22 protein-coding genes are annotated in these 22,025 nt (G+C 69.9%); 9 read left to right on the top strand and 13 right to left on the bottom strand.

What is annotated here, in order from left to right:
• Positions 1 to 108: 108 nt before the first annotated feature.
• Together AB0C04_RS16720 and AB0C04_RS16715 are read right to left on the bottom strand one after the other, a co-directional pair.
• Entirely contained in the window at positions 109 to 1,341 is a 1,233-nt protein-coding gene (locus AB0C04_RS16720; protein WP_357054726.1) for a sigma-70 family RNA polymerase sigma factor, read from the bottom strand.
• Between the two features lie 15 nt (positions 1,342 to 1,356).
• Positions 1,357 to 1,701 (bottom strand): YciI family protein, encoded by a 345-nt coding sequence (locus AB0C04_RS16715; RefSeq protein ID WP_357054723.1) that lies wholly within the window; start codon positions 1,699 to 1,701, stop codon positions 1,357 to 1,359.
• 285 nt (positions 1,702 to 1,986) lie between these two features.
• On the opposite strand from AB0C04_RS16715, the gene AB0C04_RS16710 reads away from it, so the two are divergent.
• Complete coding sequence (locus AB0C04_RS16710) at positions 1,987 to 2,946, top strand: TAXI family TRAP transporter solute-binding subunit (RefSeq protein WP_357054720.1); 960 nt, start codon at positions 1,987 to 1,989, stop codon at positions 2,944 to 2,946.
• A gap of 35 nt (positions 2,947 to 2,981) precedes the next feature.
• On the opposite strand, the gene AB0C04_RS16705 is transcribed toward AB0C04_RS16710, so the two are convergent.
• Both AB0C04_RS16705 and AB0C04_RS16700 read right to left on the bottom strand, forming a co-directional pair.
• Entirely contained in the window at positions 2,982 to 4,463 is a 1,482-nt protein-coding gene (locus AB0C04_RS16705; RefSeq protein WP_357054717.1) for a HAMP domain-containing sensor histidine kinase, read from the bottom strand.
• A gap of 6 nt (positions 4,464 to 4,469) precedes the next feature.
• A complete protein-coding gene (locus AB0C04_RS16700) occupies positions 4,470 to 5,153 on the bottom strand; it encodes a response regulator transcription factor (RefSeq protein ID WP_357054714.1) in 684 nt (227 codons plus the stop codon).
• A 146-nt stretch (positions 5,154 to 5,299) separates the two neighbouring features.
• Between AB0C04_RS16700 and AB0C04_RS16695 the strand changes: the two genes are divergently transcribed.
• The 4 genes from AB0C04_RS16695 (at position 5,300) to nhaA (ending at position 10,385) form a co-directional block, all read left to right on the top strand.
• Positions 5,300 to 6,322: a tripartite tricarboxylate transporter substrate-binding protein gene (locus AB0C04_RS16695; RefSeq protein ID WP_357054711.1), complete on the top strand. Its 1,023-nt coding sequence runs from the start codon at positions 5,300 to 5,302 to the stop codon at positions 6,320 to 6,322.
• Position 6,323: 1 nt separating this feature from the next.
• A complete protein-coding gene (locus tag AB0C04_RS16690; protein WP_357054708.1) occupies positions 6,324 to 6,785 on the top strand; it encodes a tripartite tricarboxylate transporter TctB family protein in 462 nt (153 codons plus the stop codon).
• 20 nt (positions 6,786 to 6,805) lie between these two features.
• Positions 6,806 to 8,311 (top strand): tripartite tricarboxylate transporter permease, encoded by a 1,506-nt coding sequence (locus AB0C04_RS16685; protein ID WP_357054705.1) that lies wholly within the window; start codon positions 6,806 to 6,808, stop codon positions 8,309 to 8,311.
• Positions 8,312 to 8,450: 139 nt separating this feature from the next.
• Positions 8,451 to 10,385 carry a Na+/H+ antiporter NhaA gene (gene nhaA / locus AB0C04_RS16680; protein WP_357054702.1) on the top strand — a complete coding sequence of 645 codons (1,935 nt, stop codon included), beginning with the start codon at positions 8,451 to 8,453 and terminating at the stop codon, positions 10,383 to 10,385.
• A 98-nt stretch (positions 10,386 to 10,483) separates the two neighbouring features.
• Here the strand turns inward: nhaA and AB0C04_RS16675 are convergent, their stop codons facing one another.
• Complete coding sequence (locus AB0C04_RS16675; protein ID WP_357054699.1) at positions 10,484 to 10,813, bottom strand: transcriptional regulator; 330 nt, start codon at positions 10,811 to 10,813, stop codon at positions 10,484 to 10,486.
• A 129-nt stretch (positions 10,814 to 10,942) separates the two neighbouring features.
• Here AB0C04_RS16675 and AB0C04_RS16670 point away from each other — a divergent pair, with 129 nt between their 5' ends.
• Positions 10,943 to 11,833: a hypothetical protein gene (locus AB0C04_RS16670; RefSeq protein ID WP_357054696.1), complete on the top strand. Its 891-nt coding sequence runs from the start codon at positions 10,943 to 10,945 to the stop codon at positions 11,831 to 11,833.
• A 92-nt stretch (positions 11,834 to 11,925) separates the two neighbouring features.
• Positions 11,926 to 12,312 carry a VOC family protein gene (locus AB0C04_RS16665; RefSeq protein WP_357054693.1) on the top strand — a complete coding sequence of 129 codons (387 nt, stop codon included), beginning with the start codon at positions 11,926 to 11,928 and terminating at the stop codon, positions 12,310 to 12,312.
• 16 nt (positions 12,313 to 12,328) lie between these two features.
• Here the strand turns inward: AB0C04_RS16665 and AB0C04_RS16660 are convergent, their stop codons facing one another.
• From AB0C04_RS16660 to AB0C04_RS16635, 6 genes are all read right to left on the bottom strand, one after another.
• Positions 12,329 to 13,018: a hypothetical protein gene (locus AB0C04_RS16660; RefSeq protein WP_357054690.1), complete on the bottom strand. Its 690-nt coding sequence runs from the start codon at positions 13,016 to 13,018 to the stop codon at positions 12,329 to 12,331.
• A gap of 40 nt (positions 13,019 to 13,058) precedes the next feature.
• The gene (locus tag AB0C04_RS16655; RefSeq protein WP_357054687.1) at positions 13,059 to 13,865 is read right to left on the bottom strand and encodes a hypothetical protein; all 807 of its coding nucleotides are present in this window, start codon (positions 13,863 to 13,865) and stop codon (positions 13,059 to 13,061) included.
• 11 nt (positions 13,866 to 13,876) lie between these two features.
• A complete protein-coding gene (locus tag AB0C04_RS16650; RefSeq protein WP_357054684.1) occupies positions 13,877 to 14,578 on the bottom strand; it encodes a hypothetical protein in 702 nt (233 codons plus the stop codon).
• A gap of 277 nt (positions 14,579 to 14,855) precedes the next feature.
• A complete protein-coding gene (locus AB0C04_RS16645) occupies positions 14,856 to 16,439 on the bottom strand; it encodes a glycerophosphodiester phosphodiesterase family protein (RefSeq protein WP_357054681.1) in 1,584 nt (527 codons plus the stop codon).
• 144 nt (positions 16,440 to 16,583) lie between these two features.
• Entirely contained in the window at positions 16,584 to 16,772 is a 189-nt protein-coding gene (locus AB0C04_RS16640; protein ID WP_357054678.1) for a hypothetical protein, read from the bottom strand.
• A 187-nt stretch (positions 16,773 to 16,959) separates the two neighbouring features.
• A complete protein-coding gene (locus AB0C04_RS16635; protein ID WP_357054675.1) occupies positions 16,960 to 18,258 on the bottom strand; it encodes an RICIN domain-containing protein in 1,299 nt (432 codons plus the stop codon).
• Between the two features lie 272 nt (positions 18,259 to 18,530).
• On the opposite strand from AB0C04_RS16635, the gene AB0C04_RS16630 reads away from it, so the two are divergent.
• Together AB0C04_RS16630 and AB0C04_RS16625 are read left to right on the top strand one after the other, a co-directional pair.
• Entirely contained in the window at positions 18,531 to 19,946 is a 1,416-nt protein-coding gene (locus AB0C04_RS16630; protein ID WP_357054672.1) for a hypothetical protein, read from the top strand.
• A gap of 92 nt (positions 19,947 to 20,038) precedes the next feature.
• Positions 20,039 to 20,227 (top strand): ribonuclease, encoded by a 189-nt coding sequence (locus AB0C04_RS16625; protein ID WP_357054669.1) that lies wholly within the window; start codon positions 20,039 to 20,041, stop codon positions 20,225 to 20,227.
• 36 nt (positions 20,228 to 20,263) lie between these two features.
• Here AB0C04_RS16625 and AB0C04_RS16620 read toward each other — a convergent pair whose 3' ends face one another.
• Entirely contained in the window at positions 20,264 to 21,265 is a 1,002-nt protein-coding gene (locus AB0C04_RS16620) for a HEAT repeat domain-containing protein (RefSeq protein WP_357054666.1), read from the bottom strand.
• A gap of 6 nt (positions 21,266 to 21,271) precedes the next feature.
• A complete protein-coding gene (locus AB0C04_RS16615) occupies positions 21,272 to 21,940 on the bottom strand; it encodes a HEAT repeat domain-containing protein (RefSeq protein WP_357054663.1) in 669 nt (222 codons plus the stop codon).
• Between the last annotated feature and the right edge of the window lie 85 nt (positions 21,941 to 22,025).

Raw genomic sequence — 22,025 nt, 5'->3', positions numbered from 1 at the left:
GCACCGACGAGGGCGTGCGGGTCTGGCTCCGCCGGCATGGAGCTGAGCAGATCGCGCATCCCGGGGGCATCGACGGGTACTTCGAGACCGTCCGTGAGGTGCTGACGCTTACAGATACCGCTGCACTTCCGTGAGCCGCTCGGTGAGGAAGGCGCGCTCGACTTCGTTGTCGGTGAGGGTCAGCGCCTCTTCGTAAGCCGTCACGGCCTGGGGCCACTGCCTCAACTGGCGCAGGAAGTCGGCGCGGGCGGCACTGAGATATCCGTACGTGGCCAGGGCCGGCTCGGCGAGCAACGGCGCCAGCGCGTCGAGTCCGGCCCGGGGACCGTCGCGCAGCCCGATCGCGACAGCGCGATTGAGATCGACCACGGGCGAGGGCCACAGGCGGAACAAAGCATCATAGAGCCCGACAATCTGGGTCCAGTCGGTGTCCTGCCACGTCGGCGCCTCGGCGTGCAGGGCGGCTATCGCGGCCTCCAGGGCGTACCGCGTCGGCGGTCGTCGGCGCAGCACATCGGTCAACAACGACTGACCTTCGACGATGAGCTGCCTATCCCAGCGTGAGCGGTCCTGCTCGGACAGGAGCACCAGGCGCCCGTCGGCGGTCAATCGGGTGTCCTGACGCGACGCTATGAGGAGCAGCAGCGCGAGCAGAGCGCTGACCTCGGCGTCGGTCGGCATGAGCAGATGCAGCATGCGGGCCAGCCGGATCGCGCAATCCACCATGTCCTGGCGGACCAGATGGGCGCCGACCGGTGCGGTGTGACCGGTGGTGAAGATGAGATGGACGACCTCGAGTACGACGCTGACCCGCTCCTCGAGTTGGTCCGGATCCGGTACTCGGTACGGGATACGTGCCGTGGCGATCTTCTTCTTGGCCCGGGTGATACGAGCGGCCATGGTCGCCGGCTGCACCAGGAACGCGCGGGCTACCTCGGACGTGGACAACCCGCACACCAGGCGCAGGGTCAGGGCGACCTGCACCTCTCTGGACAACGCGGGGTGGGCGCAGGTGAAGATGAGTCGCAGCCGGTCGTCGACGAGGCCGTTCTCGGGTCCCGGCACCGTCTCGTTCGCGACAAGCAGCGGCATCTTGCGACGGAACACCGACTCACGGCGCAGGACGTCCCGGGCCCGGTTACGCGCGATGGTGGTGAGCCAGGCGCCCGGTCGGTTGGGGATGCCAGCCTCCGCCCAGGTCTCCAGGGCCTGTGCGAACGCGTCTTGGGTGCACTCCTCGGCGAGGTCGAGGTCGCGGGTCAGATGGGCAGTGGTGCTGAACACCTGGGCCCAGTCGCGGCGGTGCGCCTGCGCGACCGCCGCGACGACCTCATCGTTCATCCGTGGTTAGCCACTTCATCCGTGGTCGACCACCGGACGGATTTCCACACCGCTGTGTGTCGCGTGCACCTCGGGGAGCAGCGTCACCATAGACAGAACCTCGTCCAGGTCGGCTGCCTCGAGCAGGTAGTAGCCGCCGAGTGCTTCCTTGGTTTCCAGGAACGGCCCGTCCGTCGTGATGATCTGGCCGAGCGCGTCCGAGCGCAACGAGGTGGCCGTGGGGGCCAGTTCCAGCTGTTGCCCGTCGATGATCCGTGAGCCGGCTTTGGCGACGAACGCCTCGTGGGCGGCGTCGTGCGCCTTCCACTGCTCGTCGGTCATCGCGTCCCACTGCTGAGCGTCGCCGTAAATGAGGATCATGTACTTAGCCATATCTCATATCCCATCGTGTGCCGGCCCCTCTGTGGTTGCCTCTACATCACGACGAGCCGGGAGGGTGGCAGATCGACAGCTGGAACGAAATTCTGGGCCCGATGACCTGGGAATCATCGCAGGCCTCACGATCCGGTCAGGAGCGCTCTGCACGACGGTACCGCCTGTAGGTCCCGCGGCGCGCCCATCCCGCGCCCCGTGCCGACCCTGGTGCTGACTGGAGCCGGTCGAGTTGCTTGGCTTCGGGGTGGCCACCGTCCGTATCATCTCGGCATGGTGCTGAACCCGGAGGTACGGTTCAGCCGGCGGGCGGTGCTCCTGGCCGCCGGAGGGCTGCTCGTCGGTTGCTCACCGCAGCCCGTGGCCGACAACGTCCACCTGCGACTGGCCACCGGGCCGGCGGGAGCGGTATACCGGCGGATCGGCGGTGCGCTGGCTGATCACATCTCCGAGCAGGTGCCAGGTGCCACGGTGACCACCGTGCCGAGCGGGGCTTCCACCGACAACATCCGGATGCTGCGGGCCGGCGAGGTGCACCTTGGGCTGACGAGCCTGGATGCGCTGATCACGACCGACGGCAGCGCGCCCGACGGGCTCTCGGCGATATGCCGGCTCTACGACAGTCACCTGCATCTCGTGGTCATGGCCGGTTCGGCGATCGACGAGTTCCGGGATCTTGCGGGCAAACGCATATCCCTCGGTGCCCACGACTCGGGCACAGAGTTCACGTCGCTGCGGGTTCTGGAACTCGGCCCGGTGAAGGCCGACGGCCGGTACCTCAGCCAGGCCGAATCGGCGGCGGCGCTGCGCGACGGCAGGATCGACGCGATGTTCTCCCTGACGGGCGTCCCGACGCCGGCCATCACCGAGCTGGCGCAGCGGCACCCGATCCGGCTGATCCCCTTGGACGCACAGGCGGACGCGCTCTTCACGGCGTACCCGGGTCCCTACGCTCCGGCCATGATCCACGCGACCGCCTACGCCGGCGTCCCGGCCACCCGCACCGTCGCCGTGCCGAACGTGCTGCTCGCGCGCAACGACCTGCCCGATGACCTGGTCTACGCCATCACCGACACCATCTTCACGCACACCGGCACGATCACCTCCGCCAGCCGCGACGGCGCCGAAGCCCTTCCCGAAGCGTGGCAGATCAACGTGCGTACCGGGATCTCCACCGCATCGGTCCCGCTCCATCCGGGCGCGGCGGCCTGGTTCCGCGACCGCAAGCGCTGACGCGGGACAGCCAGGCCGACAACGGAACCGGGTCCTCAGACCGGCGACCGAGCCGGGGCGTTGGACGACGAGGCCACCTGCGGAACGCGCGGCAACGCAACCACTGCGGCGAACCCGTGTCCGGACCCGTCCGGACGCGGCAGGCCCTCCTCCAACCGCAGCTCGCCCCCGGCCGCCGCGACCAGGTCGGCGCAGATCGCCAGTCCCAGGCCGGTCCCGGACACGTTCTGGTGGCGCGGCGACCGCCAGAACCGTCGTAGCGCCTGGGCCCGCTCGGAAACGTCGATTCCCTGGCCGTCGTCACGAACAGCGAGCGCAACCACGCCACCGGCCGCGGGGTCGTTGCGGTGCCCGGCGTTCGCATCACCGGGGACAACTCGGGCGGTCACCTCCACGGCCTGCGCGTCCGACAGCCGTAACGCGTTGCTGATCAGCTCGTCCAGGACGCTGCCCAGTCCGCCCGGCGGCTCCAGCAACCGCAGCCCCGGCGGCACGTCGACGGCCAGTGTCTGCCCCGCCGTGGCTGTCAGTGCCCGCCACCGGTCCACCCGGGTCGCCAGCACCTCGTCGAGATCCACCGGCGACGCCTTCCGCATGCTCTCCATCCGCGCACTGGCCTGCAGCGAGTTCAGCATCCGCTGCATCGCCTTCAGCTCGTCGACGGCGACGTCGTACACCTGCTGCCCGTCGCCCTCGGGCCGCAGGTGTGGTGCGAGGCTCTCCACCGCGAGCCGGAGGCTGGTCAACGGGTTGCGCAACTGGTGCGACGCGTCGGACACGAAGGCCCGCTGCCGCTGCACGGCGTTCTCGACGGCGTCCATCATGGTGTTGAACGACTCCGCCAGCCGCCGCAGCTCGACCGGGCCGGCCTCGGCGTCGGCGCGGATCGTCAGGTCGCCCTCGGAGATCCGCGAGGTCGCCGCGTCCAGTTTGCGCACCGGCCGCAGCACCCACGCCGATACCGGCCAGGCGACGGCCGCCAGTGCGATCAACGGCAGCAGCCCGAGCCCGGCGAGTCGGGCCCAGCGTACGAGGATGAGTTCGCGCGTCTTCGACAGGTCGGAGATCGTCACGACGGCGCCGACGACCTCACTGTCCCGGCCCACCGGCTCGGCCACAACGAGCGCGGAGTCGTCCCACGGCGCCCATTCCCAGGACGGTTCGGACCGCGCCCCGGCCAGCGCCGCGGTCACGATCCGGGGCAACGCCGGCTCTGCGCGCGCGGCCTCCTGGTACGCACCGGCCGGTCCGAGCAGCACCTCGCCCGACGTGTCGATCAGCGCGACCGGGATGCCGTAGAGCTCGTGGTAGCGCGTCAGCTCCTGCTGCAGCGCCTCGGTCCGCCCGGTCGACAGCGCGGTCTCGGCCAGCGAGGCGAACCGGCCGACGTCGTTGAGCCGGTTGACGTACGTCTCCTGCATCTCCCGTTCGGCCACGGTGACGCTGAGCGGCACCCCGAGCGCCGCGACGAGCAGCACCGCGAGGGGAACCAGGACGACGAGCAGGCGGCGGTGCACGGCGCGTCAGCCGATCAGCTCCGGCTGGTCGGCCAGGAGCCGATAGCCGACGCCGTGGATCGTGCGGATGACCACGTCCGGCCCCAGCTTGTGCCGTAGCGCCGCGATGTGGGTGTCCAGGGTGCGACTCGACGACTCCCAGGTCGCGCCCCAGATCTGGTCGAGGATGACGTCGCGGCTGACCACGTTGGGCGCCCGCCGGGCCAGGAGCAGGAGCAGCTCGAACTCCTTGCGGGTCAACGGCACGGGCGTGCCGTCGACGGTGACCTCGCGGGTGCCGACGCCGATCCGCATCGGGCCGAGCAGGAGCGGCTCGTCCGAGTGGCTGAGGGCACGGGCGGCCCGGGTGCGCCGCAGGACGGCGTCGATTCGGGCGAGCAACTCAGGGATGCCGAACGGCTTGACGATGTAGTCGTCGGCGCCGGCGCGCAGGCCACGGACCCGCTCGTACTCCTCGGATCGCGCGGTCACCGCGATGACGGCGGTCTGCGGGTGGTCCCGCAGCTTGCGGATCACGTCGAGCCCGTCGCCGTCGGGTAGACCCAGGTCGACGAGGACCACGTCGGACGGCGCGGCACGCACGGCCTCCGCGGCGGTGGCGATGCGGTGAACCTCGAAGCCCGCCTGGGTCAGGACCGTCACCAGACCCCGCGCCACGCGGTCGTCATCCTCGATGACGGTTATCCGCATACCGGCGGATTGTACGGCCCGGGCGGGCGCTCGTGTTGGCCCGCGAGTTCTTGGGATTTCTCTGACACCATCCGCGTCCCGGCCAGCCGAGACTGGGGCCACTCATTCACCGAGGAATGTGCATGCGCTGATGAGGAGGCCGCTGTATGAGAACGACCAGCAGGTACCGGGCCACCACGCGGATCATCGCCGCGATCGGCGTCGTCTCGCTCGTCGCCGCCTGTTCCGGCAACGGAGGCGCCGCCGGCGGAGGCGACGCCGAGAGCTACCCGGACCAGAACATCACGATCGTCGTGCCGTTCAGCGCGGGCGGCCCGACCGACACCGTCACCCGCATGATCGCCGAACCGATGGCCGCCAAGCTCGGTGCCAAGATCGTCGTCCAGAATGTCGAGGGCGCAGGCGGCACGGTCGGCGCCGGCGAGGTCGCGCGGGCCGAGCCGGACGGCTACACCGTGCTGATGCACCACATCGGTATGTCAACGGCGCCCGCCCTGTACAAGAGCCTGGGCTACCAGCCGCTCGAGGACTTCGAGATGGTCGGGCTCGTCACCGAGGTGCCGATGACGGTCGTCGCCCGCAAGGACTTCGCGCCCGCGACGCTCCAGGACCTCGTGACCCACGTGAAGGCGAACGCCAACAAGGTCACGCTGGCCAACGCCGGCATCGGCGCCGCATCCCACCTGTGCGGCCTGCTGTTCCAGACCGCCGCCGGGGTCAAGCTCCAGGAGGTCCCGTATGAAGGCACGGGCCCTGCCCTGACCGACCTCGTCGGCGGCCAGGTCGACTTCATGTGCGACCAGACGACCAACACCAGCGGCCAGATCGCCGCGGGCAAGGTGAAGGCGTACGCGGTCACCACACCGGAGCGGGTGAAGAGCCTGCCCGACCTGCCCACCACGGCCGAGGCCGGGCTGCCCCAGCTCCAGGTCAGCGTGTGGCACGGTCTCTACGTCCCGGCCGGCACGCCGCAGGAGATCGTCCAGAAGCTGTCCGAGGCGCTGAAGGTGGCCCTGGCCGACCAAGGCGTCGTCGACCAGATGGCCAAGCTCGGCACCGCGCCGGTCCCGGCCCAGGACGCGACCCCGGAGGCGCACCGGGCCAAGCTCGAGGAGCAGCTCGGCACCTGGGCGAAGATCATCGCCGACGCCGGGGTCAAGGTCTCCTGAGGTGGAACGCCGCCGGTCCTTCCCGGACGTCCTCGCCGGGGGAATCTTCGTCCTGATCGGTGGCGCGTTCGCGCTGGGGTCGCTCGGCTACGAGCTGGGCACCCCACTGCGGATGGGCCCCGGCGCCTTCCCGCTGCTGGTCGGCGCGACCGTGGCCGTCCTGGGCCTGGCGATCGTCATCAAGGGGCTCATCGCCGGCGAGGTGGTCTCGTTCGGGCCGGTGCCCTGGCGTGCGGTCGCCGTCATCGTGCTCGCGGTCCTGTTCTTCGGATTCACCGTCCGGCGCCTCGGATTCGTACCGACGTCGGCGGTGACCGCCCTGCTCACCACGCTGGCCAGCTCACGTGTACGGCTGCTCACGGCCGTGGCCGTGGCCGCCGGGCTGACCGTGGCCAGCACGCTCATCTTCGTCGTCGGACTGCAGCTGCGGATCCCGCTATGGGGCCCGTGGCTGGGGTTCTGACGCGACATCCGGATTGAGGCATGGAACTCCTCGACAACCTCGCGCTGGGCTTCTCGACGGCCCTCCTGGTCCAGAACGTCCTCTACTGCTTCGTGGGAGTGCTGCTCGGGACCGCGGTCGGCGTGCTGCCCGGCATCGGGCCGACGGCGACGGTGGCGATGCTGCTGCCGATCACGTTCAGCTTCGAGCCGGTGACGGCGCTGATCATGCTGGCCGGCATCTACTACGGCGCACAGTACGGCGGCTCGACGACCGCCATCCTGATCAACCTGCCCGGTGAGTCGTCGGCGGCGGTCACCGCGCTGGACGGGCACGAGATGGCCCGGCAGGGCCGGGCCGGCCCGGCGTTGGCCGCCGCCGCGGTCGGGTCCTTCATCGCGGGTACGGTGGCCACCGTCGCGCTGGCCGTCGCGGCACCACCGCTTGCCAGCGTCGCGTTGAAGTTCGGCCCGGCCGACTACTTCTCGCTGGTGCTGCTCGGCCTGATCGTGTCGATCACGCTGGCGCGCGGCACGGCGCTCAAGGCCCTGGCGATGATCGCGCTCGGCGTGCTGCTCGGCACGGTCGGCCAGGACATCTACACCGGCACGCCCCGGTTCGTGTTCGACCAGCGCGAGCTGTACGGCGGCCTCGACTTCGTGTCGGTCGCCGTCGGCATGTTCGGGGTGGCCGAGATCCTGCGCAACCTGGAGAACGAGCAGACCCGCACTGCGGTCGTCGGCAAGGTGAAGAACCTCTGGCCGACCCGCGAGGACCGGCGCCGGATCGTCGGCCCGATCCTGCGGGGTACTGGTCTCGGCGCCGCGCTCGGCGTCCTGCCCGGCGGTGGCCACGTGCTGGCTTCGTTCACCTCGTACGCCGTCGAGAAGCGGATCTCGAAGCGGCAGCAGGAGTTCGGGCGCGGCGCGATCGAGGGCGTCGCCGGCCCCGAGTCGGCGAACAACGCCGCCGCGCAGACGTCGTTCATCCCGCTGCTCACCCTGGGCCTGCCCGCCCACCCGGTGATGGCGCTGATGGTCGGCGCGTTCATCGTCCACGGCATCACCCCCGGCCCGAACGTGATCACCGACGAGCCGGCGCTGTTCTGGGGCCTGATCGCGTCGATGTGGATCGGAAACGTGCTGCTCGTGCTGCTGAACCTGCCGCTGATCGGCATCTGGGTGCGCATGTTGCGCATCCCGTACCAGGTGCTGTTCCCGATGATCATCCTGTTCGCCGCGATCGGCACCTACTCACTGAGCTTCAACGCGTACGACGTCTACGCGATCGTGTTCTTCGGGATCCTGGGCTACATCCTGATCAAGTGCGGCTGCGAACCGGCGCCCCTGCTGCTCGGCTTCGTCCTCGGCCCGCTGCTCGAGGAGAACCTGCGGCGTGCGCTCATCATCTCCCGCGGCGACGCGTCGGTCTTCCTGACCCGACCGATCTCCGCGGTGCTCCTGGCCCTGGCCGTGGCAGCGCTCGTCGTCGCCGTGCTCCCGACGATTCGCAAGCGCCGCGCGGTCGTGTTCGCCGAGGAGGAGTAGGCCGGCCGGTCTGTTCCAGTGGTGGTGCGAGCGACCGGTGCAGGGAGCACAGCGGATCACTCGTCCGGTCCCGGATCGGCCGGTCGCCTTGTGCCCGAATCCGGACCGGCTGGCGATCCGGTCCAGCAGGATTGTCCACGTGACGAGTGACAACCCGCACCGATGGTCCGACCGGACCGCCTGGGTCGGCCGGTTCAACGCCCCGCTGCGCTCGTTCCTGCGCACCGAGACCGGCGGCGCACGGGTGGTGCTGGTCGCCGCGGTGGTGGCGCTCATCTGGGCCAACGTGCACATGTCGTCGTACGAGTCGCTCTGGGGCACGTCCTTCACCGTCCAGCTCGGCGACTGGCCCGTGTCACACGACCTGCGTACCTGGGTCAACAGCGGCCTCATGACGTTCTTCTTTCTGGTCGCCGGGCTGGAGCTGCGCCGCGAGTTCGACATCGGAGAGCTGCGCGAGCGACGTCGGCTGGCGTTGCCGATGCTGGCCGGGCTCGGCGGCATGCTCCTGCCGATCCTGATCTATCTCGCGTTCAACGCCGGGCACACCACCGCCGTGGGCTGGGGCGCGGTGATGGCCACCGACACGGCGCTCGCGCTGGGCGCGCTGGCCGTCTTCGGGCCGCGCTTCTCGGATCGGTTGCGGGGTTTCCTGTTGACGGTCTCCGTCATCGACGACCTGGTCGCGATCGCGGTGCTGGCGATCGCCTATCCGGAACATCCTTCGTCAACGGCGCTGATCGTCGCGGCGGGAATCTTCGGCCTCGTCCTGCTCGTCCGGGCCTGCAGCGTGCGGTTCGGACTGGTCTACGCGCTGCTGGGGGTGGCGGCCTGGGTCGCGGTGTCGGAGTCCGGTGTCGACCCGGTCGTGGTGGGTCTGGTGATGGGACTGCTCACCTACGCCTACGCGCCCGGTCGCACCGAACTGCAGCGGGCGAGCGACCAGTTCCGCCTCTTCCGGGAACAGCCCACCCCGCAGCTCGCCCGTTCGGCCCGGGCCGGGCTCGCCTCGGCGCTGTCGCCGAACGAGCGGTTGCAGAACATCTACCATCCGTGGGCGAGTTACGTGATCGTGCCGCTCTTCGCGCTGGCGAACGTCGGGATCGTGATCGACGGCGATCTGCTGGCCAGGGCCGTGACCTCCTCGGTCACGCTCGGCATCGTGGCGGCGTACGTCGTCGGCAAGCCGGCCGGCATCGTGGCCACCTCGTGGTTGGTGGCACGGCTGAGCGGCAACCGGTTCCGCCCACCGGTCGGCTGGGTCGCCGTCGCCGGGGTCGGCACGGTCTCCGGCATCGGGTTCACCGTGGCCCTGCTGATCGCCACCCACGCGCTGCACGGCCCCGCCCTGGAGGAGGCGAAACTCGGCATCCTCGTCGCGACGATTGGTGCGTCCGTCATCACCTGGCTGGTGTTCCGCGCCGCTGCCCGGCTCTCGCCGGCGCGCCGTGCGCGGGCGCTGTTGGGCGTCGCCGAGAGCATCGTCGATCTGATGCTTCCGGTTGATCCGGAGCGCGATCACATGCGCGGGCCGCGCGAGGCGCCGGTGACGGTCGTGGAGTACGGCGACTTCGAGTGCCCCTACTGCGGGCAGGCCGAGCCGGTGGTCCGGGAGCTGTTGGCCGACTTCGCCAACATCCGCTACGTCTGGCGGCACCTGCCGCTGACCGACGTCCACCCGCACGCCCAGCTCGCCGCCGAGGCGGCCGAGGCGGCGGGGGAGCAGAGCGCGTTCTGGGAGATGCACGACCTGCTCCTCGTGCACCAGGACGCGCTCAACCCAGATGATCTGCTCGGTTACGCCGAACGGCTCGGCCTGGACCTCGACCGGTTCCGGGAGCACATGGTCGAGCGCGAGGCCGTCGACCGGATCGCCGAGGACGTCGACTCCGCCGACCTCAGCGGCGTCACCGGAACCCCCACCTTCTTCATCAACGGCCGGCGCCACCACGGCGCGTACGACATCACCGCGCTCTCGGCGGCGGTGAAGGCGGCGTTCGCCAGCGCGAAGCTGCGCCCCGAGTACCACCGTCGGGATCGCGGCAGTCGCCGCGAGGAGGGACCCGCCAGCTGAACACCGAGCACGACAGCGGCGCGATCCATCTGATGACCGGCACCGGCCGCACGACGTGGTCGACGAGGACGAAGTCACCGCCCTGTCCGCCTCGGACCCTAAGCACGTCGGAACCGGTCCGGGTGGCGGGGGAGCGGGGCCGGTCCTGGTGGCACACCCACCGGACCCGGTCCCGCGACGCGCCTCAGCACGGCGTACACCATCCTGCTGCTCCCGAACTCGGAGACGGTCACGAGTTCCCAGCCGAACGTCTCCAGCACCTCCGCGGCGGCGATGGCCTGGGTGACCCGGTCGCCGCCGACTCCGTGCGAGACGACGGACAGCAACCGGTAGGGATAGCCGCGCAGGTCGACGCGGTTGCCCAGGACCGCGTCGGCGGTGACTGTCCGGGTGCGGGCGATCTGCTCGGGAGCTTCGCGGGCTGGCATTGCAATACCCTAGTTGCCGCTCTCCCGGGCAGCCGTGAGCGGCAACGGCCGGTACTGGTCGTTGCCGTTTCCTGGTGGAGCGCGCACGGCGGGTCTGGCGAATCGCCGGACCGATGGTATGAATGCATCGTGGCGTCGTCGCAGAACGTAGACCTGATGGGCAACGTCCGCGCGCTGGCCGAGGATGCGCTGCCGATCCTCATGCCGGGGGCCCGCGTCGCGCCGGACACCGATGAGGTCATCATCCCCGTACCCGGCGGTCGGGCCCGCGTCTCCCTGGTTCCGCTGCTGCGCCTCTGTCTGGATCAGCCCCGCCAGATGTGGCCCGACCTGCTGGCCGACTGGGTGGCGGCGATCCGCCGCCAGTTGCCCGCGCGGGTCACCCCCGACGAACTCGGGCCGGCCGAGCTCGGGCAGCTCCGGCTGCGGCTCACCCCGGCGGCCGCGACCGCGGAGGCCGACAGCTACCTCGCGATGCCGTTCGGCGAGCACTTCACCGCGGCCGTGGTGATCAATCGGTCCGATCGCCTGGAGATGCTCACCCTCGCCCAGGCTGGCCAGCTCGGACGCGAGCCCGTGGAGTTGGTCCATCTCGCCGTGCGGCAGACGGTGCAGCACGAGCTGGCCGCGCTTGACATACGCGATCATGCGATGCCGGGCGGTGGGTTGGTTCGCCTGCTCGCCGCGGACGGCAACCCCTTCGTCACGACCGCGCTCATGTCGCTCAAGCGGTTCCTGCCGGACGCCGTCGAGTACGGCGCGCTGGTCGCGGCGCCGCGCTACAGCGCGGTGCTGCTGCACCCGGTGGATGCCCCGGTGAACGACAGCGCCGTGGCGCTGCAGCGCCTGGCCATGTCCATGTTCACCGCGGCCGACGATCGTTGTTCCGACGAGATCTTCTGGTGGCACGACGGCGAGTTCCATCCGGTACGCATCGTGGCTGGCGAAGCCGGCACGGTGCAGGTACGAGTGCCGGAGTCTCTCGCCGCGGTCGTGGAGCGGCTGGACCGCGATCACTGAGCGCCCTGGCGCCTGTATCGAACTCGTGAGCGCCGTGGTGCTTGATCTGGTCGCTGTGTCGAGACGAGCGCCGCGCTGGTGCGACGCCGCAGGTGGGTGAGAATGACGGCATGCCGAGCCGCCTTGCCGTCATCGCCATCGACGCCAGCCGACCACGACTCATCGCCGACTTCTGGTGCGCGGTTCTCGGCTGGCAAGTGGTGAATGAGGACGATGAGGTGATCACCATCGCGGCCGCCGACCGTGCCTGGCCGATGATCGACGTGGTGGCTGTGCCAGAGAACAAGGTGATCAAGAACCGGCTGCATTTCGATCTGCGTGCCGATGGCGTGACCACCGCGGCGGAGCTCGACCGGTTGTTCGCCCTCGGTGCACGACGCGTCGACGTGGGACAGCCCTCTGACGTGAGCTGGGTCGTGCTCGCCGATCCTGAGGGCAACGAGTTCTGCCTGCTCTCACGCGCTGTCCAGGAGCTCTAGGACAGCGCACGGAGACCTACGCGGCCAGGACCTTGTCGAGCTTCTGTGCGGCCAGGGCCTGGTCCCGCTGCTCGGTCAGGAATCGCAGCGCCGCCTCGCGCTCGCCCTCGTCCCAGCTCTGGCGCAGCCCCTCGTAGAACGCGGCCTGCTCCGACAACTGCCGCGCGCCCTTGGCGGACGCCGCGCGAGCCCGCTCCTGACACAGCTCGGCGAGCTGCGTCGCGGGCTCGACGGGCGACGCCGTGCCGTTGATCACCCGCCAACCGGGTAGTTGATGCCAGTGCGTGCGGCGCTTGCGCGGATCCTGGGCGAAGTCCCGCTCGGCCACGTCGGCGAGGCGCTCGGGCGGCCAGCTGTCGATCTTCTCCAGGCCGGTCTCCAGCACGAACTGCCGCGTCTGATCGGCCGCCGCGTCGGAGAGCAGATCCACCGTACGCGGGCCGGATCGAACCTCGTCCATCCGGACGCCGTAGGTCATGATCCAGCTGGTGAACGGCATCACGAGTGGCTGCACGCCGGCGGACACCCAGCCCTCGGGGCGAGTGGGTGAGCCGGAGTAACCGATCCAGGCCAGGGACCAGTCGACCGGCTCCCGAACCAGCGTCGTCCCGACGCCGGTCCCGCGGATTGACCACTCTCCCGGAAGCTGGGGCCGCAGCTCCGACAGGATCTGCCGCCAGCGCCGCGCCTTCTCAGCAGACGACATACGAACCTTTCGCAGCGGGTGGAACCGGGACCGGGTGAGTCTATCCGCCCAACGGTCGCTTCGTCGGGCGTAGCTCCTCCGGTGCGCTGGGCAGATCCAGCGTCGTCTGCACGTTGTTGGACCAGCTCGGGGCGATGCCGGTCTTCAGACCGGTCTTGAGGTCGTAGGCGTGCGCGACCTCCCAATCGAGGTCACCGGTCACGGGGTCCTTGTACTGCCGCTCGAGGATGACGTCCGGCCGGAAGTCCTGGTCGCGTACCTTCGGAGTCTCGACGCCGTCGGCGTCGAAGCCGACCTCGGCGCGCAGCCGGAAACCCGATTCCGGGGTGAACATGCTGTCCGCCTCGGCGTCGATAGCGTTGGCGAGGTGGCGGTGGGCTTCGGTGCCCATCGCCGTCCGCTCCACGATCAGGTCCGCCACCTCGTCGGGGTAGCCCTTCGCGATGAGCTCCTCGCGCTGCCGCTGGTAGCCCTCCCGTTGCAGAATCGCGTCCTTGTTCTGGTCGACGTGGTCCCACGCCTCGTCGACCATCTCCTGCAGTCGCGGGGCGACCTCGTTGCGCGCCTTCTCGATCTCCGCCACGCTGGCGTCCTCGCGCTTGCCCAACTCGGGGTCGTTCTGTGCGCGCCGCGAGTCCGAGCCGTCACCCTGCGAATCGGTGGGCTTGCCGTCGCGGGAGCCCGGTCCGCCGGGCCGGCCGTCCGCGGCGGCCTCGGCGATGGCCTGGTGGCCCTCGGCGATGGTGGTGGACTTGCCGCTGCGGCTTCTCCGGGGGCGCGGCACTCCGCCGTCGCCGCCGTCGCTCCCGTCACCACCGTCGCCGTGCGGTCCCTTGGGCTTCGCCACGATCCCCCCAGTCAGCCGTTGATGAGCTTGGAGAGGTTGGTGAGGCTGGTGACCAGGGCGGTGGTGTAGCTCAGGATCCGGCCCGCCCACTTGAGCACGGCGGCGGCGATCTGCACGGCGATCACCGGGATGGTGACCACGAAGATCGCCTCGACGGCCCACACGACCACGCGCGCGACCAGGTCCGCGATGAGGTCACGGACGATGTCGCGGGTGAAGGAGACCAGGTTGCCCGCGGCCTGGGTGGCGGCCCCCATCGCGGCGGCCGTCCCGCCCAGGCCGGCGATCGCGTCGACGTTGTTCACCATCAGCGACTGGTACGCCTGGGCGGCGTGCCCCTGCCAGTCCGGCACGTCCCCGGCCAGATGTGCCTGCAGATCAGCTGCCATCCGCTGCAGGTGGGTAGCCATGTTGTCCCACGTCGCCGCGTGCGAGGCGACCACGTCGGGCATGCCGGTCAGCCAGTCGAGCATCTCCCGCAGTGGCTCGAAGTACTCCATCGCCCAGCCGAGACCGTTGGCCAGCAACGCGCTGAACGGGTCGAGCACCGTGGCCACGACATCCAGGCCGAAGGCCGCCCCGGCGAGCAGGTCGTCGACCCAGCCCTCGCTGCGGATCGCGTCCACGAGCCCCTCGACGCCGTCGGCGAGCGAGGAACCGGTCCACACCTCCCGGGTGGACGTGACATCCGCGACCAGTGATTCGTCGGTCATCCGCCCAGCCGGCTTCCGTCCACGACGCTCACGGCGCGGCCACGGATCTGCCCGGGAATCGACCCCTTGCCCAGAGCCCCGCTGTCCATGCGCGCCTCCCCCGAGTAGCCCCCGGGAACGTGGAGATCGCAGCGTCTCCGAACGCCTCGCAGGACGGCGTCGATTGTAGAACACCGACTCACATTCGGTGGGTACGGCATGGCTCTGGGTACGGCAGTCGGGAATGGGAGTCCCCGCCGTCCGGCGGACGGCGGGGACTCCATAGTGGTCCGACGGGCTACTTCAGCGCGAGGGTCCGGGCGTCGGCGGCGATGACGCTGGCGACCTCGACCGGCACCAGCTTGCCGGCCTGCCGGTCGACGTAGTTGGCCAGTTCGGCGTACTGGGCGTGGGCGAGCTTCACGGTCATCGCGTTGATCGCGGCGGCCTCGGCGCCGGAGGTGAGGATCAGGTAGCCGAGGCCGGCCTGGCTCACCGTCACGGTGAAGGTGCTGGTCGCGATCGCGGTGCCCTCCGGGCCGGTGACCTCGGCGCGGATGGTGTGCCTGCCCGCAGTCAGCCTGCCCAGGTCGAGCTTGCGGCCCGCGGCCGACTTCTTGCCGTCGAGGGTGACGGTGACGGTGTCCGCGTTGGTTGCGGCGACCGCGATCACCGGGGACTGGGCCCGGTCGAGGCGAGCCCCGTCGGCCGGCGACGTGATCTCCACGGTCGGGTCGGTGGAGGCCCGCTGCATGAACGCGGAGTTCCACCCGACCAGCTCGGACGCTCGGTTGGTGATGATCGCGTCGGTGCCGATCCGCTCCAGCCGCTGCCACAGGCCGGCGGAGTCCATCGTCCAGGCCATCACGGCGACCCCGGCGGCGTGCAGCGGGGCGACCACCTCCGGCTTTGCCAGCAGCGCGTTGCCATCCGGGTTGTAGGCGGTCAGGTGCAGCTCCCTGGCGATCGCCACCGGGTCGGCGTCGAGGCTGCTGCGCAGCAGGCCGAGCGGCAGCTCGGGGGCGAGTTCGTATGTGTACTTCAGGGCGTCGACCTCGAAGCTCTGGACGAAGACCCGGCCCATCATCTGCTCGTCGCGGATCACCTGGATGATCGTCGCGACCTCGTCCCTGGTGTGCTTGCCCTTGATCTCCAGCAGCAGGCTGCCGCCGCGGGTGCGCAGGTCGGCGAGCTGCTCGGCCAGGGTCGGCACCCGCTCGCCGACGTAGTGCGGGCCGAACCAGGAGCCGGCGTCGAGCGCCTTGATCTGCGCGGCGGTCAGGTCGCGGATGTTGCCGGTTCCGTCGGTGGTTCGGTCGACGGTGCCGTCGTGCAGGATGAACGGAACTCCGTCCTTGCTCGGCTGGACGTCGTTCTCGATCCAGTCGGCGCCACCCTTGCGCGCGATCTCCTGCGCGACCAGGGTGTTCTCCGGCGCGGCGGCGGACGCGCCGCGGTGCGCGATGACCGTGAACGGGCTGCCCTCGGGGCGGATGTAGCCGTTGGGCGGCAGTTCGGTGACGGTGACGTCGTCGTACGAGACGGTGGCGCCGTTGACGAAGAGCGCCTGGACGCCGGCGGCGGAGCGCTGGAGGCTGTTGGTACGCATGGCCTCCCGGCCGTCGAAGATCCAGCGAGCCTGGTTGCCGTGCACCTCGACGGCGACCCGGACATCGCGGCCGGTGCCGGCGGCGTACGGGGCGGAGGCGGTGTTGGTCACCACCCAGGCGTTGGCCGTGGTCCGCTGGGCGAACTCGAGTCCGTTGGCGGCGGTGGTGCCGCTGCGCATGGTGGCGATCCACCACGGGGTGGCGCCGTCGGCCGGGACGTCGATGCCGAGCGACGCCCAGCGGGTCGCGGCGGAGACCGACTCGAACCGCATGGTCGCCTCGAGCCGGAAGTCGTTCAGGTGCCGACCGAAGGTGATCTTGTTGTTCGCGCTCGAGCTGGCCGAGGTCCCGTACAGCCGGCCGTTCTCGACCTTCCAGGCGCCGTCGACCGCGTTCCACCCGGCCGGCAGCGACCCCTAGGAGAAGTTCTCCGAGACCACGACGTTGCCCGGTTCGGCGGCGGCGGGCGCCGAGGTCGCGATGGCCACCGCGGCGGCGCCGCCGGTGACGGCGAGCGCGGCGATGACGGCTGCGGCCCGGGTACGCGTGGCGACGAGCCTCGTCGCGGCGCGCCCGAGCGGCGATGGTGCGGGAAGGACAGTCATGGTCGGGACGCTACGAAGCGCACCCGAATCCATGATCAATTGGACGTGGCCACCGCCGGAACGCCGGGTGTACGCGACCCGCCCCGGCCGGGCGGGCGGGCCACGGACCCAGGCCGGCAGGCGGCGACGGACGCAGGTCGCCGGACGCGCGCACGGCGCCCGGCGACCTGCCCGATCGGTGTCGGGGTTACCGCAGTTGCAGGCGGAACGACTGGGCGGCCGTGCCGTTGCAGGCGTACTGCACCAGTTGGACGCTGTCGGCGGTGGAGCCACCCGGCACGTCCAGGCACTTGCCGCTGAGCCGGTTGACCAGCCGATAGTAGCCGCCGGTCTCCGGTACCGCCTGCCACTGCTGGTTGTTGCCGCCGCTGTAGGTCCAGAGCTGGATCGGCGCGTTGTCGGCGGTGGACACGTTCGTCACGTCGAGCGCCCGGGCGCTGTTGTTGCGGTTGTTCACCCGGACGTAGCCGCCGCTGGTGGGCTGGAACTGGTACTGCTGGGCGAAGCTGGCGTTGCAGGCGTACTGCTGGATCGCGGTGCCGTTGGCGGTGCCGGCGGCGCGGGCGTCGACGCACTTGCCGTTGCCCCGGTTGACCAGGCTGTACCAGGCGGTCGGGGAGATCGGGTCGGTGGGCGGGGGAGTGGTGCCACCACCGCCGCCGAGCCAGAGCAGCCCGTCGATGACGAAGCGGTTCTGCACCTCACTGGCAAACGTGGACGACAACGGCACGTTGTTGGCGTAGTCCATGGCGTTGTGGCCGAAGTTCGCGTACAGCATCTTGTAGTTGGTGTTGGTCCAGATGATGGGGTAGTAGCCGCTGTACCAGGTCTGGTTCGGGTCGGTGCCCAGCGGGAAGCTGCTCGGGTCGACCGAGGCCAGGATGTTGATGCTCGGGTTGGTCCGCAGGTCGCGGCTCCAGCTGTACCACTCGCTCACCGACGAGGTGAAGGTGGCGGGCAGCCGGACGGTTGACGGGTGGGTGCGGTTCTCGACCCGCAGCGTGGCGGTGGTCGGTCCCCAGGTGTTGGTCTGGAACGCGCCGGTGCCGAGGAACTGGTTGTGGTACCAGTCCCAGCCGCCCGGGTTGTCGGTGTACGCCGAGACGTGGAAGCCGAGCCAGGCACCACCGCCGCGCATGTACTGCTCGAAGGCGGGACGCTGGGCGGCCGGCGGCAGGTCGTCGAGGAAGATCACCACCTGGTACTGGGCGAGGTTGGCGGTGTTCAGCCGGCTCCAGTCGTTGGTGGCGGTGTAGGAGAAGTTGTACTCCGCGGCCCGCTGCGGGAACCACTGGTTGGCTTCGCGAACGAAGCTGATGTGGGCAGCGTCCCAGGTGCCGTTGTAGAAGGCGATCACGTTGAAGGCCGGGGCCGCGGCCCGGGCGCTGCCGTGGGCGGGCAGGGCGAAGACGGTCGCCAGTGCCAGGCAGAGCGCGAGGAACTGGGCCAATCTTCGGGTCACGGTGCTGCGGGTACGGGCGATCATGGCGCGTCCTCTCGGTTGTCGTCGCGCTGGGGTGTCGAGACGGGGCGCAACGATCGATGACACGCTATGTCTGTCCGGATCTTGTGTCAATATCGGACTTAAGCGAATTAAGCAAGTTGCGAGTCTTGCGGCGATACCCGGACTAACTGTAATGACTCTTTACCAATAGTCGCAGCAAACCCGCCCGATCCACAACAGAGGTCGTGCGAGTCCATCTAGGAGGCGGCACGGACGGGGCACAACCGGATCGGGCCGGCGGTGACAATGATCCAGTGAGCCTCGACATCGATCACATCTACGTGCCCGTCAAGTTCGACCTCGGTGGCACGGTGCAGGACATGGAGCCGGTGATCCCGCTGCTGGCCCGGTTGGGCGCTGTCACGGTCGACGTGGTCGAGCACGAGGAGACCCGGGCTTACAACATCTCGTACCTCGCCACCCATCCGCCGGTGCTGCAACTCTCCCTCGGTACGTCGGCGGTGCGGATCGGTCGCACCACGTGGGACACCAGCACGCAGGTCGTGATCTACCCGGCGCTCGGGGTGCTCTCGGTGGACCTGAGGTTCGCCGCACCGGAGCCACCGGTGAGCACCGAGGACATCTGCCGGTTCTACGACGACCTCGTCCACGAGAACACCCTCGACTACTTCCGCTACCTGCGTGACCTGGACACCTTCCCGTCGAACCTGGCGGGGCACCTGCGCACGGTCGAGGCCGAGACGCCCGACCCGGGTGGGCTGACGGTCTCGGCCTACGTCCAGGCGATCCGCGGAATCCTCCAGGGCTCGGCCGGATTCGAGCCGCGCGAGCGGTGCTACCCCTTCCAGAACATGCGGCAGTTCTTCGTGCTGCGCGGTCCCGAGCCGGACGAAGGCGCGCCCGTCGTCGAGTCGCTGCTGCGGCTCGCCACCCTCCCGGAGGCCACCGGGGCGGCGACTGACGAGGGGCCGCTGCGGCTACGCGGCCTGGTGGTGCGCACCACTGGATGGTCGACGGTGGCCGTCCTGCACGACGGAGTCGAGGGCGGCGCCGCGGCCCTGCGGCTGGTTCAGGACATGTACGGGCAGATCCATGCGCAGTGGTTCTTCTGCCAGCTCTGGGTGGGGGTTGACCCGAACGACCGCGACGAACTCGTCGGGCCCGGGCACTCCCTCGGCGCTCGCATCACCCAACTCGCGCGGGTGCAACTGCAACTCGCCCGGGGCCTGGCCGAGGTCGGCAACGTGGACCTGATGTACCGGGATCCGGTGCGGATCGCGGTCGCCACCTTCCTGATCGAAGGGCTGCGGGTGACCCGGCACCTGGCGGCCGCCCGGCAGCGTCTGGAACTGCTCCGCACTAATCTGAGCCAGCTCTTCGGGCTGCAGACGGCGCTGTTCCAGCAGCGGCTCCAGTGGCTCTTCTCGATCACCGCGGTGGCCGGGGTCGCCGCGCTCCTGCCGGAGATGTTGCAGGTCAACAGCATGCCCTGGCGGATCGTGACGGTCGCGTTGTTCGGCACGCTGGCGGTGTTCTGCTGGCTGCTGATCCGGCTGCTCGGGCGCGCCGGCCCCACGGCGGAGCGGGCGGGCCAGCGACCCATCCGAACCCGCACAACGCGGTGGGGTGCGCCCGGGTGGATGCGGCGGCTGCGCCGGCGGGTCGCGTGGCCTGCCGTCCCAGGCGTGCGTCGCGGGCCAACCGACTGACGATCTCGACGGGACGTCGAGGGCCTCAGTCGCGGTGGCGAGTCGCGCGAGTGATTCGTTTGCTGGTGCGGCCGCGGGGTAATGGGGCGGTTGTGACGAACCCCGAGCAGAGTCAGCAGCGGCAGGAGGAAGCGCTCGAGACCGGTGCGCTGTATCAGGACGCCGAGGGACGGCGAACCAGAGACCCGGGCGCCGGAGCCGAGAACGCCGACAGCGAAGCCGACCGCAACGCCGAGCACCTCAGGCGCGGCGAGGTCGGTCCGGGTGTGCCGGAAGAGTAGCGAGCGCCAGCGGTCGCGAGACGCCAGCTCCAACCGTTATCGCGCGCTGCGCAGGTTGAGAATGTAGGCCGCGGTAAGCGCGACGGCACGATCTTCGTCGTGGGACAGATCTGCCAGGGCGCGTGACGCCGTGCCCCCCGGGATGTCCGCGAGCGCCTGGGTCAGCCGTCGACGTGCAGACGATTCAGTGTCGTGGGCGAGGCGGTCGACGAGCCGAGTGGCGATCTGATCCGCCGACGTGGGATCACTCGCCAGCGCGCCCAGCGCATCGGCTGCATCCACGTCATTCGTCTCCTCGACGATCATGTCGATGAGCGTCGGGACCGCCTCGACTACTCCACGTGCCCCGAGCGCCAGCGCCGCATGCCTGCGGACCACGAGGTCGGGTCTCGTGAGGGCGTCGCGCAGCAGTGCGGTCGCCGCGCCGTCCGGAATCTCGGCGATGGACCGGACGGCACGTTCCCGCACCTCGGCCACGGGTGAGCCGAGGCCCTCCGCCAACAGCGCCAATCCGCCGTCGCCCGATTGGGCCAGAGCCCATCGAAGAGCTCCGGCGACGTTCGGGTCCGTCTCGCTCAACGCTGCCTCGACCAGAGCCTCCACCGGCACCGGAACCCGTTCGACCGAGGACAAGGCCGCGCGCTGCCGCTTCCCGGCGCTCTCCGACCCCAGGGCCTGCAGTAGCGCGACGGTCTGGAGGACGTCCTCCCAGCCGACGGGCTCCGCGGCACCGATCCGACGGAGTCGGGTGAGCAACTCCATCTCCCCGGCGATGCGTTCTCGCGTCTGGCGGATCAGGTCGTCGACGAGCTCCGAGGGGGTGAAGCCGGGATCATCCAGCGCGCGCCCGACTTCACGCAGCGACAGCCCCAATGACCGCAGGCTCTCGATATGGAAGATCCGCCGGATGTCCTCGCTGGAGTACTCGCGATAGCCACCCTCGGTGCGGCCCGTCGGCCGCACCAGGCCGAGCGAGTCGTAATGCCGCAGCATGCGGGCGCTGACCCCGGACCGTCGTGCCACATCACCGATCAACACTGCGTATCACCCCTCCTGGGCGGTCCTGCCGAGGGCTACGACGCGCTTCGCCTCCTCGATCGCGAGCTCGAACCCGGAATCCGGGTCGCGCAACAGCCGTTCCGTGGCGATCGCGTGCTGACGCCGGCGAGGGTCGACATCCGTCTTGGCCGCGCAGAGGGCCGGCATGATCACCTCACCGAGCGCGATCAGCGCCCGGCTGAGACTCAACTGCGTCGTACGCTCGCCGCGCCCGAGCTGGTTCGCCAGCACCGCGGCCAACTCGGCTTCTTCGCCTTCGGGCACCAGTGCGACCGCTGCTCGCCAGGCGCTCCGCGCCACCTCGTCGTCGGCGTCGGTCAGCAGCGCCCGGGTGATCGCCGGCCACGCCTCCCGATCCCCGATCTTGGACAGCGTGTGCAACGCCTGGCTTCGTGCCTGCGTACGCTCGGAGCGCAGTTCGCCGACGAGCTTCGGGACCGTCATCGACGGTGAGTGGCGGGTGAGTGCCCAGGTGAGCATCTCGCGCACGTAGAAGTCGGGCTCGATCGCGCACCGCTCGACGAGCTTGTCGATGAACCGCGGGTCAGGTGCCGTGCCGACCGCCAGCGCTGCCTGCAGCCGTACGGACGAGCTGCCGTTCTCCAGCCCCTGGAGAGCTCGCATCGCGATCGTGTCCCCCTCTGGCCTGGTCATCCGGACCACCTCCTCGGCACAGTGAAGACCTTGTCACGGTGTCAAGGTCAAGCAGGGCTACGCCGTGAATCGGCCGGCCACCCGC

This window comes from Micromonospora sp. NPDC048909 (assembly GCF_040649635.1).
GTDB lineage: Bacteria > Actinomycetota > Actinomycetes > Mycobacteriales > Micromonosporaceae > Micromonospora.
The sequence above is the reverse complement of the archived record's forward strand: the minus strand, read 5'-3'. Positions and strand labels throughout refer to the sequence as shown.